At 72.4% G+C, this 15,499-nt stretch carries 9 protein-coding genes; all 9 read left to right on the top strand.

What is annotated here, in order from left to right:
- Nucleotides 1-229 precede the first annotated feature (229 nt).
- The 9 genes from JN535_RS13155 (at nt 230) to JN535_RS13195 (ending at nt 15,462) form a co-directional block, all read left to right on the top strand.
- Nucleotides 230-949, top strand: coding sequence for a hypothetical protein (locus JN535_RS13155; protein ID WP_205205978.1), 720 nt, complete (start codon nt 230-232; stop codon nt 947-949).
- A gap of 40 nt (nt 950-989) precedes the next feature.
- Nucleotides 990-1,991: a sugar phosphate isomerase/epimerase family protein gene (locus JN535_RS13160; protein WP_205205979.1), complete on the top strand. Its 1,002-nt coding sequence runs from the start codon at nt 990-992 to the stop codon at nt 1,989-1,991.
- 270 nt (nt 1,992-2,261) lie between these two features.
- Entirely contained in the window at nt 2,262-3,509 is a 1,248-nt protein-coding gene (locus JN535_RS13165; RefSeq protein ID WP_205205980.1) for a Gfo/Idh/MocA family protein, read from the top strand.
- Nucleotides 3,506-5,179 (top strand): sugar ABC transporter ATP-binding protein, encoded by a 1,674-nt coding sequence (locus tag JN535_RS13170; protein WP_205205981.1) that lies wholly within the window; start codon nt 3,506-3,508, stop codon nt 5,177-5,179. The genes JN535_RS13165 and JN535_RS13170 overlap by 4 nt, the downstream gene beginning before the upstream one ends.
- Nucleotides 5,176-6,222 carry an ABC transporter permease gene (locus JN535_RS13175; RefSeq protein WP_205205982.1) on the top strand — a complete coding sequence of 349 codons (1,047 nt, stop codon included), beginning with the start codon at nt 5,176-5,178 and terminating at the stop codon, nt 6,220-6,222. The genes JN535_RS13170 and JN535_RS13175 overlap by 4 nt, the downstream gene beginning before the upstream one ends.
- Nucleotides 6,219-7,301, top strand: coding sequence for an ABC transporter permease (locus tag JN535_RS13180; RefSeq protein WP_205205983.1), 1,083 nt, complete (start codon nt 6,219-6,221; stop codon nt 7,299-7,301). Before JN535_RS13175 ends, JN535_RS13180 begins: the two co-directional genes overlap by 4 nt.
- A gap of 128 nt (nt 7,302-7,429) precedes the next feature.
- Nucleotides 7,430-8,659, top strand: a complete 1,230-nt coding sequence (locus JN535_RS13185) for a substrate-binding domain-containing protein (protein ID WP_205205984.1) — start codon at nt 7,430-7,432, stop codon at nt 8,657-8,659.
- Between the two features lie 215 nt (nt 8,660-8,874).
- The gene (locus tag JN535_RS13190) at nt 8,875-9,774 is read left to right on the top strand and encodes a sugar phosphate isomerase/epimerase family protein (protein WP_307868686.1); all 900 of its coding nucleotides are present in this window, start codon (nt 8,875-8,877) and stop codon (nt 9,772-9,774) included.
- Between the two features lie 105 nt (nt 9,775-9,879).
- The gene (locus tag JN535_RS13195) at nt 9,880-15,462 is read left to right on the top strand and encodes a ThuA domain-containing protein (RefSeq protein ID WP_205205985.1); all 5,583 of its coding nucleotides are present in this window, start codon (nt 9,880-9,882) and stop codon (nt 15,460-15,462) included.
- Nucleotides 15,463-15,499: the final 37 nt, after the last annotated feature.

Consider the following 15,499-nt stretch of genomic DNA (forward strand, 5'->3'; position numbering starts at 1 on the left):
GCACCGGCCCGCCGGGCACCGCGCTCGGCGTGCGGGCGCTCGGCGGACGGGCGGCCCATCGGCCGGGCCGACCGTACGCTGCCCGCACGACGAGCACGACGGGGACCTCCGGGTCTCCGGCCCCGGCGCCCGGGAACGGGCGCTCCGGCCCGGCGCCGGGGCACCCCGGGGACCGACGACCGCCGTCGGACCCGGTGCCAACCACGGACCACGACGAGGTGATGACCCGATGTCCCGAACGTCCCCGCACCGCAGCGGCACCAGCACCCGACCCCCGGTCGGCGCGCGCGCCGTCCTCGCCACGGCGCTCGGCGCGCTGCTCGGCGCCGTCGTGGCGCTGCTGGGCGTCGCGGCACCCGCGTCCGCGCACGGCGGCGACGTCGTGATCTCCCTCGGCACCGACGGCGAGGGCGGCATCTCCGCCAACCTGACGTGGAAGGTCGACGGCCACCCGGTCGAGGAGGCGGCCGACGTCTCCGTGACGGCGGAGTCCGCGGCCGGCGAGACCGTCGGCCCCCTCACCCTCTCCTCGGCCTCGGAGGGCGTCGGCTGGTACACGTCCGAGCCCGGCGTCCTGGCCGAGGGCAACTGGACGCTCACCGCCACGATCACCGAGCCCTCGGCGGCGACCGCGACCGCGCAGGTCGACGTCGTGCCCCTGCCCGAGCCGGCCCCGCGCGCCGACGACGAGGCCGCAGCCGGGGCCGAGGACGGTGCGGCCGGGGACTCTCAGGACGCCGAGGACCCCGCCGCCGCGGCGGACGGGACCGGCACCACGGACGAGGAGTCGACGGGCGTCGGCGCGGGCGTGTGGATCGCCGTCGCCGTGGTCGCCGCGCTCCTCCTCGCCGGCGGCTACGTCGTCGTCCGCCGCCGCTCGCGCGCTGCCGCCGCCGACGAGTCGTCGGACGGCAGGCCCCGCCCCCTGACCAGCACGTCCGCCCGGTGACCCCGGGCACGAACCGAGAACGACCGAAGGAGACACGACCATGGCACGACCGATCACCCTCTTCACGGGGCAGTGGGCTGACCTGCCGTTCGAGGAGGTGGCGCGGCTCGCGTCCGGCTGGGGCTACGACGGCCTGGAGATCGCCTGCTGGGGAGACCACCTCGACCCGTGGCGCTGGGACGACGACGAGTACGTCCAGGGCAAGCTCGACCTGCTCGCCAAGTACGACCTCAAGGTCTACGCGATCTCGAACCACCTCAAGGGCCAGGCCGTCTGCGACGACCCGATCGACCAGCGCCACCGTGACATCCTCCCGGACGTGGTGTGGGGCGACGGCGACCCGGAGGGCGTGCGCCAGCGCGCCGCGGAGGAGATGAAGCACACCGCGCGCCTCGCCGCGAAGCTGGGCGTGAAGACGGTCGTGGGCTTCACGGGCTCGGCGATCTGGAAGTACGTCGCGATGTTCCCGCCGGTCTCGCAGGAGGCGATCGACGCCGGCTACCAGGACTTCGCCGACCGCTGGAACCCGATCCTCGACGTCTTCGACGAGGTCGGCGTGCGGTTCGCGCACGAGGTGCACCCGAGCGAGATCGCGTACGACTACTGGACGACCGTGCGCACCCTCGAGGCGATCGGGCACCGCGAGGCGTTCGGCCTCAACTGGGACCCGAGCCACATGGTGTGGCAGGACATCGACCCGGTGAGCTTCCTGTGGGACTTCAAGGACCGCATCTACCACGTGGACTGCAAGGACACGAAGAAGCGGATGCACAACGGTCGCAACGGCCGCATGGGGTCGCACCTGGCCTGGGCGGACCCGCGCCGCGGCTGGGACTTCATCTCGACCGGCCACGGTGACGTGCCGTGGGAGGACGCCTTCCGCATGCTGAACACGATCGGCTACGAGGGCCCCATCTCCGTCGAGTGGGAGGACGCCGGCATGGACCGCCTGGTCGGCGCGCCGGAGGCCCTCGAGTTCGTCAAGAAGTACGCGTTCGACGCCCCGGACGCCGCCTTCGACGCCGCGTTCTCGACCAAGTAGCACGCGCAGTCTCCCGTCGGCCGGCTCGGCCGGCCGGCGGGTGGGGGAAGAACAGTCCGACACGCCACCGCCCCCGGTCGTCCGACGGCCGGGGGCGGTGGCGTGCCTGTCCTGAGGGGCGTCGTCGCCGTGTCCGGGCCTGCGGCCGTCGCCGCAGGCTGCAGCCATGTGAGCCTTCACATTTGTTTTGTGGCTTCGGTTATATAACCGTGACGGGCAATGTGCGCCTTTTGCTTGACCCTCGACAGAAGTGCCCCTACGTTGTCATCCATGCGAGCCGACGACGTCGCGCAGGACGTGCGTACCCCGGTGCTGGACCCGGGTACGCCCCTCCCGGGAGCGACCACCACAGGGGCCTCTTCCGCCCGGAGCACCTTCCCCGCCAGCGCCCCCGACGAGGGCGGCCTCCCGGCCGTCGGATACCGCGCGGGGATCCTCGGCGCTGGCTTCATGGGCGGCGTCCACGCGCGGGCCGTGCGCACCGGCGGGGGACGGGTCGTGAGCGTCGCCGCCGCGGACCTCGAGATCGCCCGCGCGGCCGCGCCGGGGCTCGGTGCCGAGCGGGCCGTCGCCACCGCGGAGGAGGTGCTCGCGGACCCGGAGGTCGACGTCGTGCACGTGTGCACGCCCAACCACCTGCACGTCCCCCTCGCCCGGGCCGCGCTCGCGGCGGGCAAGCACGTGGTGTGCGAGAAGCCGCTCGCGACGGACGTCGCGGGCGCGGTCGAGCTCGCGGGGCTGGCCGCCGAGGCGCGCGCCGCCGACGGCCGGGTCGCGGTCGTGCCGTTCACCTACCGGTTCCACGCGATGGTGCGCGAGGCGCGCGAGCGCGTGCGCCGGGGCGAGGTCGGCACCATCTCGCTCGTGCACGGCTCGTACCTCCAGGACTGGCTCCTGCGCGAGTCGGACGACAACTGGCGCGTCGACCCCGCGCTCGGCGGCGCGAGCCGGGCCTTCGGCGACATCGGCTCCCACTTCTGCGACCTGCTCGAGTTCACCACCGGGCACCGCATCGCCCGGCTCGTCGCCCAGTCGGCCACCGTCAACCCGCACCGCCGGGGTGCGGACGGCGTCGTGCACGAGGTCGCGACCGAGGACGCCGTCACGCTCCAGTACGTGACGGACGGCGGGGCGCTCGGGACCGCGGTCATCTCCCAGGTGTCGGCCGGGCGCAAGAACCGGCTGTACCTCGAGATCTCGGGCTCCGAGTCGACGTTGTCGTTCGACCAGGAGCAGCCCGAGACGCTGTGGGAGGGCCGCCGCGACGTGTCGCGCCTCCTCGTGCGCGACCCCGAGGTGCTCTCCGCGGCCGCCGCCCGCTACTCGCGCCTGCCGGCCGGGCACGCGCAGGGCTACCAGGACTGCTTCGACGCGCTCGTCGCCGACACGGCGACGGCGATCCGTGGCGGCGTCCCGGACGGCCTGCCGACGTTCGACGACGGCCTGCGCGCCGCGCGCCTCGCCGCCGCCGTGGGCGAGTCGGTGCGCTCGGGCGGCTGGGTGGAGGTGCCGGCATGACCGCGACGACCACGCGCGAGCCCCGGCCGCCGGCGGCGGGGGAGGGCGGTGACGAGCCGATCCTGCGGTTGCGCGGCATCGGCAAGGAGTTCTTCGGCAACTCCGTGCTGCGCGACATCGACCTCGACGTGCGGCCGGGCGAGGTCCACGCGCTCGTGGGCGAGAACGGCGCGGGCAAGTCGACCCTCATGAAGATCATCGCGGGCGTGCACCGCCCCGACGCGGGCACGATCGAGCTCGACGGCGAGACCACGGCGTTCGCCTCGCCGCTCGCCGCGCAGCACGCGGGCGTCTCGACCGTCTTCCAGGAGTTCAACCTCCTGCCCGAGCGCTCGGTCGCCGAGAACGTCTACCTCGGCCGCGAGCCGCGCCGCGCGGGCCTCGTCGACCGTCGCCGCATGCACGCGGACACGACCGCGCTGCTCGCCGACCTGGGTCTGTCCGGCCTCGCGTCGTGGACGCGCGTCGGTTCGCTCTCCGTCGCGCAGCAGCAGATCGTCGAGATCGTCAAGGCCGTGTCCTACGACGCGCGCATCATCTCGATGGACGAGCCGACCGCCGCCCTCGCCGACCAGGAGGTCGAGCTGCTCTACGAGCTCGTCCACCGGCTCAAGGAGCGCGGCGTCGCGATCCTCTACGTGTCGCACCGGCTCAAGGAGATCTTCGACCTCTGCGACACCATCACGGTGCTCAAGGACGGCAACCACGTCCTGACGACCCCGACGGCGGACATCGACCCCGACCGGCTCGTGCGCACCATGGTCGGCCGTGACTTCGCCGGCTACTTCCCGGACAAGGACCCGTCGACCGTCCCGGGCGAGGTGCGCCTCGCGCTCGAGGGCGTGGGCAACACGCAGGTCGACGACGTGTCGCTCGAGGTCCGCGCGGGCGAGATCGTCGCGCTCGCCGGGCTCCAGGGCTCGGGGCGCACCGAGATCGCGCACGGCATCTTCGGCATCGCGGGCTTCACGCGCGGCCGCGTGCTCGTCGGCGGCAAGCCGGTCGACGTGCGCTCGCCGCGCCAGGCCGTGCGAGCCGGGCTCGCGCTCGTCACCGAGGACCGCAAGGCGGAGGGCCTCGCGCTCGGGCAGTCGATCCTCGCGAACGCGCGGCTCGTGCTCGACGCCGTCGTCCCCGGCCAGGCCGACCGGCGCGCGAAGCGCATCCCCGGCATCCTCTCCTCGCTCGAGCTCGTCGCGAGCTCGCAGGAGGCCGAGGTCCAGTACCTGTCGGGCGGCAACCAGCAGAAGGTCGTCCTCGCGAAGTGGCTGGTCACCGACCCCCAGGTGATCGTGCTCGACGAGCCGACCCGCGGGATCGACGTCGGCGCCAAGCGCGCCGTCTACGACCTCATGCGCGAGCTCACCGCGAACGGCGTCGCCGTCCTGTTCATCTCCTCCGAGCTCCCCGAGGTCGTCGCGATGGCGGACCGCGTGCTGGTCATGCGCGACGGCCGCCTCGCCGGCGAGCTCCCCGCCGGCAGCGACGAGGAGACCGTGATGGCCCTGGCCACCGGCGCAGGGGAGGACACGTCGGGCGAGCACGTCCTGGTCGACCTCGGCGCCCTCGCGGACGCCGACGACCTCCCCGGCGCCGAGCCCGCCGCCGCTCCCGACGGACCGCCGGCGTCCCCCCAGCACCCCACCGACGGCCCGCAGGAGGACCGATGAGCACCGCGGTCGCGACCGCCGCCCCCACCGCGCGCCGCGCCCCCGCGCGCCGGCGCCGCCTGGGGTCGACGGAGATCGTCTATCTCGCCCTCGTCGGGATCCTCGTGATCGCCGGCGTCCTCGTCGCCGTCGGCGGCGGCAACCTGTTCAGCACCGCGAACACGGCGTACATGCTCACGCAGACGAGCCTGCTCGGGTTCGTCGCGATCGGGCAGACGTTCGCGATCCTGTGCAAGTCGCTCGACCTGTCCGTCGGGTACGTCGTGGCGCTCAGCTCGATCGTCGGCGCGACGACCATGGCGGGCGACCCCGCGCGCGTCTGGCTCGGCGTCCTCGCGGCGGTGGGCGTCGCGGCGGTCGTCGGCCTGGTCAACGGGCTCGTCATCGCCAAGCTGCGCGTCAACGCGTTCATCGCGACGCTCGGCGTCGGCCTCATCATCAAGGGCTACCTCGACACGCAGTTCAAGGGCCCGGCCGGCGAGGTGCCCGCCTCGTTCCAGATGTTCGGGTACACGCGCGTCGGCCCGGTGCCGATCTCGACGATCGTCATGCTGCTCGTGGCGGCTGCCGGCGTCGTGCTCCTGGCGCGCACCCGGCCCGGGTACCACATGTTCGCCGTCGGCGGGAACACCGACGTCGCGCGGCTCTCGGGCATCCGGACGGACCGCACCCTGATCCTCGCGCACGTGCTGTGCTCGGTCTGCGCGGGCGTCGCCGGCCTGCTCATCGCCGCGCGCTTCGGCACCGGCAACGCGCTCGTCTACTCGTACGGCCTCGATCTCGACTCGATCGCGGCCGTCGTGCTCGGCGGGACGCTCCTCATGGGCGGCCGCGGCTCGGTCGTCGGGACGGTGGGCGGCGTGCTCATCCTCGCGGTGCTCGACACGGTCTTCAACGTGCTCGACATCGACCCGTTCTTCAAGGACGTCCTGCGCGGCGTCATCATCATCGCCGCCGTCGCGCTGTACGCCCGGCGCCAGATCGACCCGGCGAGCAGCCGGGCCCGCTTCCGCCCGACCCGCACCGGAGGTGCGTCCGCATGACCACCGACACCACGCGCCGGACGATCCCGGCGCGCGCACCGCGGGCCGGCTGGCTCGAGCGACTCGCCGCGGGCGGGAGCTGGACCGTGTTCGCGCTGCTCGTGCTCGTCTTCGCGGTCATCCTCGTGATGAACCCGTCGTTCGGCGAGCCCATGTCGCTCATGGCCTTCGTCAAGAAGGCGGCGCCGCTCGTCATCCTCGCGATCGGGCAGTACTTCGTCATCGTCTCGGGCGAGTTCGACCTCTCGGTCGGCTCCCTGGTCGGCGCCCAGGTCGTCATCGCGGCGAAGCTCATGGACGGCGAGGACTCGATGACGTGGCCGGTCATGGCGCTCATGCTCGTCTTCGGCCTCGCGGTCGGCCTCGTCAACGGACTCGTCACGACGCTCCTCAAGGTGCCGTCGTTCATCACGACGCTCGGCATGATGCTCGTGCTGTACGGCGCGATCCGGCTCTGGACGGGCGGCGCCCCCACGGGCGCGCTCACCGACGGCTTCCGGCAGTGGGGACGCGGGGGCATCCCCGACACCCCGGGCCAGTTCCAGGTGCCGTACGCGCTGCTGATCGTCGTGGTGCTCGGCGTCCTCGCCGCCCTGCTCATGCGCCGGCCGTTCGGTCGCACGCTCGTCGCCACGGGCGACAACGACGTCGCGGCCGGCTACGCCGGGAGCTCGGTCTGGTGGGTCCGCACGCGCGCGTTCCTCCTCTCGGGCTTCATGGCGAGCGTCGCCGCGGTCCTCATCGGCGGCTACGCGGGCGTCACCGCGCAGGTCGGCCAGGGCCTGGAGTTCATGGCCATCACGGCCGTCGTGCTCGGGGGCGTCGTCCTCGGCGGCGGGCGGGGCACCGTGGTCGCCGCGATGGCCGGCGCGCTCACCCTCGAGGCCCTGTTCACCCTGTTCAACCAACTCAGCCTCCCGTCGACGATCCGTCCGGCCGTCCAGGGCGTGATCATCATCGCGGCGGTCGCCTACGCCGCGCTGCCGCGCCGGTCGCGGCGCCGCGCGCCCACCCTCGACGCCCCGCCTGCGGCGGGCCCGACCCCCGCACCGAAGGAGCCCGCCCCCGCGAACGCCTGAGCACCGGCGCCCCGGCGGACCCCCGCCCGCGCGACCTCGACCACGCCCGAAGACCCCACCCTTCCGAGCTGTACCCCTTCCCCCGCACGCTGCGGGACGACGACGTCTCACCCCTAGGAGAGAAGGACATGCGACGTACACGAGCACTCCTGGCCGGCGCGGCGGTGGCCACGCTGTTCCTCACGGCCGCCTGCACGACCGACACGCCCACCGACACCGGCGAGGGCGGCGAGACCTCGGCCGAGGAGAGCCCCGCGAGCGAGGAGTCCGGCGGCGCCGACTCCGAGTGGTTCGTCCAGGCGGACTACGACCGTCAGCTCGCCCAGCGCGAGGTCGTGCCCGAGGGCCCGGCGGACCAGCCCTGGCTCCAGGCCATCGAGCCCGAGTACGTGGACACGGCCGAGTACGCGAGCGAGGGCGGCGGCAAGACGCTGTGCTTCTCGAACGCGTCGGTCTCCAACCCGTGGCGCGTGACCGGCTTCATCACGATGCAGCAGCAGGTCGACGTGCTGAAGTCGGAGGGCGTCATCGGCGAGTTCCGCGTCTCGGACGCGGCCGACGACGACAACAAGCAGATCTCCGACATCCAGGCGTTCGTCGAGGCGGGTGACTGCGACGCGATCGTCATCTCGCCGTCGACGACCGCGACCCTGACGCCCGCGGTCGAGGCCGCGTGCGAGTCGGGCAAGCCGGTCATCGTGTTCGACCGCGGCGTCAACACCGACTGCATGGTCACGTTCATCCACCCGATCGGCGGCTACGCCTACGGCGCCGACGGCGCCGAGTTCCTCGTCGAGAACCTCGAGCCGGGCTCGAAGGTCCTCGCGCTGCGCATCCTGCCCGGCGTCGACGTGCTCGAGAACCGCTGGGCCGCGGCCGACAAGATCTTCTCGGAGTCCGAGCTCGAGGTCGTGGGCGCGGAGTTCACCGGTGGTGACGGCGCGAAGATCAAGGACATCGTCACGCAGTACCTCCAGCGCGGGGACGTGGACGGCATCTGGATGGACGCGGGCGACGGCGCCGTCGCGGCGGTCGAGGCGTTCGAGGACGCCGGCAAGCCCTACCCGGTCTTCATGGGCGAGGACGAGATGAGCTTCCTGCGCAAGTGGAAGGAGACGGACATGACCGCGATCGGCGCCGTGTACTCGAACTTCCAGTGGCGCACCCCGATCCTCGCGGCGCAGATGATCTGGGCCGGCGAGCAGGTGCCGTCGGAGTGGGTCCTGCCGCAGGCGCCGATCGAGGCCGAGGAGCTCGACGCGTACCTCGAGGCGAACAAGGACATGCCGTCGCTGCACTACGCGAAGTTCGGCGGCGAGGACCTGCCGGGCTTCCCGCAGGCCTGGACGGACCGCTGACCGGTCGTCCGCACGGGACCTGAGAGGGTCCGCGGAACCACCCGGTCCGACCCTCGGGTCGGGCCACCCAGGGGCCGCCCGGTCGCCGTCCGACCGGCCGGGCGCCCCGCCCGTCGGCCCGACGACGCGGCGCCGCCTCCCGTGCGGAGGTGCGCCGCGGCGTCGGGCACGCGGGCGGGACGGCCGTTCGCTCGGACCCGACGAGAGAGAGCGACGTGGCTCTTCCTTCCCCGACCCCGCCGCTGCGCCGCCGCGCGCTCGGCGTCAACACGTGGGTCTGGACCTCCCCGCTCACCGACGACGCGCTGCGCGGCATCGCGCCCCGCGTCGCGGGGTGGGGCTTCGACGTGCTCGAGCTCCCCGTGGAGGACCCGGGGGACTGGGACCCCGCGACCGCGGCGACGGTCCTCGCCGACCACGGCCTCGGCGCGAGCGTCTCGCTCGTCATGGGCGAGGGCCGCGAGCTCGTGGCCGCGGACGCCGCGACGGTGCGCGCCACGCAGGACTACCTGCGGCACGTCGTCGACGTCGCGCACGCGGTCGGCGCCCCGGTGATCGGGGGGCCGGCGTACGCGTCGGTCGGGCGCACGTGGCGCCTGGGCCCCGCCGAGCGCGAGGCGGCGTACGCCGAGCTCGTCGAGAACCTCGCCCCGGTCGTCGAGCACGCGATCGCGGCGGGCGTCGTCGTCGGGCTCGAGCCGCTGAACCGCTACGAGACGAGCCTCGTCAACACCGTCGACCAGGGGCTGGAGGTCGTGCGGCGCCTGCCTGCGGCCGGGATCGGCCTCATGCTCGACGTCTACCACATGAACATCGAGGAGACGGACCTGCCCGCGGCGGTCGCGCGCGCGGGCGAGCGCATCGCGCACGTCCAGGTGTGCGGCAACGACCGGGGCGCACCCGGCAACGACCACCTGGACTGGCCCGCCCTCCTCGCCGCGCTCGACGCGACCGGCTACGACGGACCCCTCGTCATCGAGTCCTTCACGGCCGACAACGCGACGATCGCCACGGCCGCCTCCATCTGGCGGCCGCTGGCGCCGACCCAGGACGCCATCGCCGTCGATGGCCTGGCCCACCTGAAGGGACTGATGCCCACGCCGGAGCACCCGTAGCCGTAGTCGACCCACGACCGCAGCGCCGGCACGCCGCGGGATGACGACCACCCTTCCCGGACGAGGACGTCCGGGTCCGCACGTCATGCCCCTGGAGGCACCACGATGACCGCACGACGCCCACGCAGGGCGAGGTCCGTCGCGGCTCTGACCATCGGAGCGCTCGCGTTCACGCTCGCGCCCGTCACGATGGCCAGCGCCGCCGACGACCCCGTCCCCGCGGACGAAGAGCACAAGGTGCTCATCTTCACCAAGACGACCCAGTTCCGGCACACCGAGGCGATCACGCAGGGCACCCCGGTGCTCGAGGCGGCGTTCGCCGAGGTCGGGATCGCGTCCGACCACACGGAGGACTCGTCCGTCTTCAACGACGAGGACCTCGCGCAGTACGACGCCCTGGTCATGTTCCAGACGTCGGGCGACCCCTGGAACGCCGACGAGAAGGCGGCGCTCGAGCGCTACCAGCAGGCGGGCGGCGGCATCGTCGCGATCCACAACGCGACGGACATGCGCGGCAGCTACGGCTGGTGGGACGACATGATCGGGGCGCTCATGCCCGGTCACGCCGCGACCGGCACCAGCCCGGGCCTGCCGGGCACGGTCCGCGTGGAGGACCGCACGCACCCGTCGACCGAGCACCTGTCCCAGCGCTGGACGCGTGCGGACGAGTGGTACAACTACTCGGCCAACGTCCGGGGCAGCGCGCACGTGCTCGCCACGATGGACGAGTCCACGTACGACGCGGGCGGCAACAAGATGGGCTACGACCACCCGATCTCGTGGTGCAAGCCGTACGACGGCGGCCGTGCCTGGATGACGGGCATGGGCCACTTCGGGGCGCACTACACGCAGGAGCCCGACTTCGTGCAGCACATCGTCGGCGGCGTCCAGTGGGCGGCCGGCCTCGTCGAGGGCGACTGCGGCGGCACCGACTGGGGCTCGTTCGAGAAGATCGCGCTCGACTCCAACACGAGCGCGCCCTTCGGCATGGACGTCGCGCCCGACGGCCGGGTGTTCTACACCGAGCTCGTGCGCGGGCAGATCCGCGTGTACGACCCGCGGACGCAGAACACGACGACCGCGATCACGATCCCCGTGTACTCGGGCGGCGAGGACGGCCTGCTCGGCATCGCGCTCGACAAGGACTTCGCCGAGAACGGGTACCTGTACCAGTACTACTCGCCCGCGAGCTCGAACGACTCCGACCCGGCGAACTTCTTCAGCCGCGTCTCGCGGTTCACGGTGTCCTCGGACGGCCCGGGCTCGACGGTGATCGACCCGGCGTCGGAGAAGGTGCTCCTCGAGATCCCGGCCGGGCGCCTGCCCGACGAGCCGGGGCACACGGGCGGCGGCCTCCTCGTCGACCACCAGACCGGTGACCTGTACATCGGCGTGGGCGACGACGTGAACCCGCACTCCGAGCCGTCGGGCGGCTACGCACCGATCTCGGAGCGCGACGGCACGTGGCACGACGCGCGCGCGACGTCCGCGAACACGAACGACCTGCGCGGCAAGGTCCTGCGCATCCACCCGGAGGACGACGGCACGTACTCCATCCCCGAGGGCAACCTCTTCCCCCCGGGCACGGAGAAGACGCTGCCCGAGATCTACGCGATGGGCTTCCGCAACCCGTTCCGCTTCACGATCGACCCGGCCACGGGCTACCTCGGCGTCGCGGACTACTCGCCCGACAACGGCTCGGACAACCTCGCGACCCGCGGCCCGGCCGGCATCGCGGAGTGGAACCTCGTCAAGGAGCCCGGCTTCTTCGGCTGGCCCCTGTGCATGGGCGACAACGAGCCGTTCCGCGACGTCGACTACCGGACGAGCCCCGTCACCGTGGGCGACTTCTTCGACTGCGACAACCCCGTGAACGACTCCGTGAAGAACACCGGCCTCACCGAGCTGCCCCCGGCCCAGCCCGCGGACATGTGGTACGGCTACCAGCGCTCGTCGGTCCCCGGCGCGATCAACGCCGGCGGCGGCCTCGCGCCCATGGGCGGCCCGTTCTACCAGTTCGACCCCGAGCTCGACTCGGACACGAAGTTCCCGGCGTCGTACGACGGCAAGGCCTTCTTCTACGAGTGGGCCCGCAACAAGATGTACACGATCGACCTCAAGGACCCGGAGGCCGCGCCCGGCGTGACCGACGTCGAGAAGGTCAACCCGTTCCTCCCGCAGGAGCAGTTCCTCGCGCCGATCGACTCCAAGTTCGGCCCCGACGGCGCGATGTACGTGCTCGACTGGGGCGGCGGCTTCGGCCGTGACAACCCGAACTCGGGCCTGCACCGCATCGACTACCTCTCGGGCTCGCGCTCGCCGGTGTCGAAGCCGGTCGCGACGCCGGACTCCGGCATCGCGCCGCTCGAGGTGACGTTCGACGGGACCGGGAGCACGGACCCCGAGGGCGAGGAGCTCACGTACGCGTGGGACTTCGACGGTGACGGCACGACGGACTCGACGTCCGCCGCGCCCAGCCACACCTACACCGAGAACGGCGTCTACGACGCGCGCCTCACGGTGACCGATCCCGCCGGCAAGGTGGGCACGGCGACCGTGCCGATCACGGTGGGCAACACGCGGCCCGAGGTCGACTTCGGCCTGCCGCCCACCGGCTCGTTCTTCACCTTCGGCGACGACATCACGTGGGACGTCTCCGTGACGGACGCGGAGGACTCGCCCGACGGCGAGGAGATCGACGACGAGCAGGTCATCATCCAGCCCGCGCTCGGGCACGACGCGCACGCGCACCCCGCCGAGCCCCTGCACGGCCGCACGGGCACCGTGGCGACGAGCCTCGGCGGCGGCCACGGCGAGGACATGAACGTCTTCTACGTGATCGACGCGCGCTACACCGACCGCGGAGGCGAGGGCGACGTGCCCGCGCTCACCGGCTCGGACACCACGCTCATCTTCCCGAAGAAGCGCGAGGCGGAGTTCCACGCGGACTCCGACGGCACCACGACCATCCCGAGCCGGGACGTCGAGGGCGGCGGTTCCGTCATCACCGGGTCCAACGGCTCCTGGGCGTCGTACGACCCCGTGAGCCTCTACGGCGTGCAGGCGCTGAACCTGCGCGTCGCCGCGGCGGCCGAGGGCACGATCGAGCTGCGTCGCGACGCGGCCGACGGCGAGCTCCTCGGCACGGCCGAGATCCCGCAGACCGGTCTCGGTACGTTCACGGACGTGACCGTCGAGGTGACCGACCCGCTGGAGCCGTTCACGCTCTACGTCGTCTTCCCGGGCGAGGGGGAGCGTCGCCTCAACTTCATCGAGGCGGACGGCAAGGGCGTCTCGGGGACGACACGCCCCAAGGTCCGCATCACGTCCCCCGAGGCGGGCGTCCGTCTCGAGCAGGGCGAGATGACGGTCACCGCGGAGGCGGACGACACCGAGAACACCGTGACGCAGGTCGAGTTCTTCGTCGACGGCGAGTCGATCGGCGTCGACGACACGGCTCCGTACGAGGCCACGTGGAACCCCACGGCGGACAACTACTACGAGCTGACCGCCGTCGCCACGAACGACAAGGGCCTGTACACCCGCTCGCGCGTCGTCCTCGCCCAGGTCGGGGACCTCTTCGGCGGGATGAAGACCTTCACGAACGCGAACGGGACGTTCGAGCAGCTCGCCGAGGGCAAGTACCTCATCACGTCGGGCGGCGCGAACATGTGGCAGGGCACCAACGAGTACTCGACCATCTACCGTGAGCAGGGCGCCGACGAGAACTGGTCGGCGACCGTGAAGATCAACAGCCAGGGCAACTCCAACGGGTCCGCCAAGGCCGGGATCATCGTCCGCAACGACGTCACGCAGACGGCGAACTCGCCGGGCTACGCGGCCCTGGGGATGCGCCCGAGCGGGGGCTTCGAGTGGCTCCGCGGCAACGCGGCCGGCCAGCTCGTCACGTCGTCCGCCGCGAGCTCCACGAGCTACCCCGCGTGGGTGCGGATCGTGCGCGACGGCGACCTGTACACGGCCTCCTGGAGCAAGGACGGCGAGAACTTCACGCAGATCGGCGAGCCGCAGGCCTTGCCGGGTGCGGCGTCCGTCCAGGACGTGGGTCTCTTCGTCACGGCGCACAGCACGACGGTGACCAGCGCGGTCGAGTTCCAGGACTTCGTGTTCGACGACGACCCGCAGACCGAGGAGCCCGGTGGCGGGAACCCGCCGCAGTGCCTCGCGGACTCGTCCGACGAGTTCGACGGCGAGGCGCTCGACCCGCGGTGGACGGTCGTCCGCCAGGCCGAGGGCAAGCCGATCACGGTCGCCGACGGCCACGCCGTCCTGCCCGTCGTGCAGGGCGACATCAACGAGGCCGCGACGGGGCCGATCAGCTACCTCGGTCAGCCCGCCCCGGCCGGGGCGTGGACGCTCGAGACCAAGCTCGACGTCCCGCTCGCGCGGCACTGGCAGCACGCGGGCCTCCTGGTCCACGTGACCGACGACGAGTACACCAAGCTCGCGTTCACGAAGAACCAGAACGGCAACCGCTTCCTCGAGTTCCAGACCGAGACCGGCGGGTCCCGCACGTGGCACGGCCAGACGAACGTCGCCGGGGACTTCCCGTCGACGATCCACCTGCGCCTGGTCTCGGACGGGTCGGCGATCACCGCGGCGTACTCGGCGGACGGCCAGTCGTGGACGGCCCTCGCGGGCTCCGCCCCCGTCAAGGAGGGTGCGACGTTCGGCGTCATGGCCGGCGGCGACACGGCGACGGCGGACACGGTCGCGAAGGTCGACTACGTCCACGTCACGGGGAGCGAGCCGGACGACGGCGTGCGCGAGCCGAGCGACGAGTTCGAGGGCGACGCCCTCGACGGCTGCCGCTGGGACGCGATCGTCCGCTACGACGGGTCGAAGGTCGCCGTCGCCGACGGCGAGCTGCGCATCACGACCCAGCCGGGCGACATCAACGCCGGGAACAACGGCGACCCGCGCAACTTCGTCCTCCAGACCGCCCCGGAGGGCGACTGGGTGGTCGAGACGCGGTTCAAGGCGCCGCTCGCGCACCGGTGGCAGCTCGCGGGTCTCATCGCGTACGGCGACGACGACAACTACGTCAAGGCCGACGTGCTCGCGAAGAACGCCCCGGGCACGGCGCTGAACCTCGGCGCCGAGCTCGTCTCGGAGAAGGCCGGCCAGTTCGGCAACGGTGGCAACCGCCAGCTCGAGCTCGCCGACTCGACCGAGTCGGGCTACTGGTACGTGCGCCTCGAGAAGGTGGGGAGCACCTACCAGGGGTGGGTCAGCGACGGCGGGGTGAACTGGACGTCGCTCGGCGCTCCGGTGACCAACGACGTGCCGCTGACCAAGGTCGGCCTCATGGCGATCGGCCCGGAGCAGGAGACGCCGGTCACGGTGGCCTTCGACTGGTTCCGTCTCACGACGGAGTCCGAGCCGGAGCCGACGGTCGACGTCGAGGTCACCGCCTCCGCCCGCTGCCTCGCGGGCAAGGCGTACCTCGCGCTCCGCGCGACGAACGCCGACGAGGCGCCCGTCGCGATCACCCTGACCACGCCGTTCGGCTCCAAGGAGTTCGGCGCGGTTGCGGTGGGTGCCAACGCCTACCAGTCGTTCGCGTCGCGGGCGACGTCGTTCGAGGCGGGCACGGCGACGGTCACGGCGACGCTCGGCGACGTCACGACCGAGATCGAGGTGCCGTACGACGCCGTGAGCTGCGGCTGACGACGGGCCGGTGACGGGCGACCCGCTCCCGCCACCG

This window comes from Cellulosimicrobium cellulans, assembly GCF_016921195.1.
GTDB classification, from domain to species: domain Bacteria; phylum Actinomycetota; class Actinomycetes; order Actinomycetales; family Cellulomonadaceae; genus Cellulosimicrobium; species Cellulosimicrobium cellulans_F.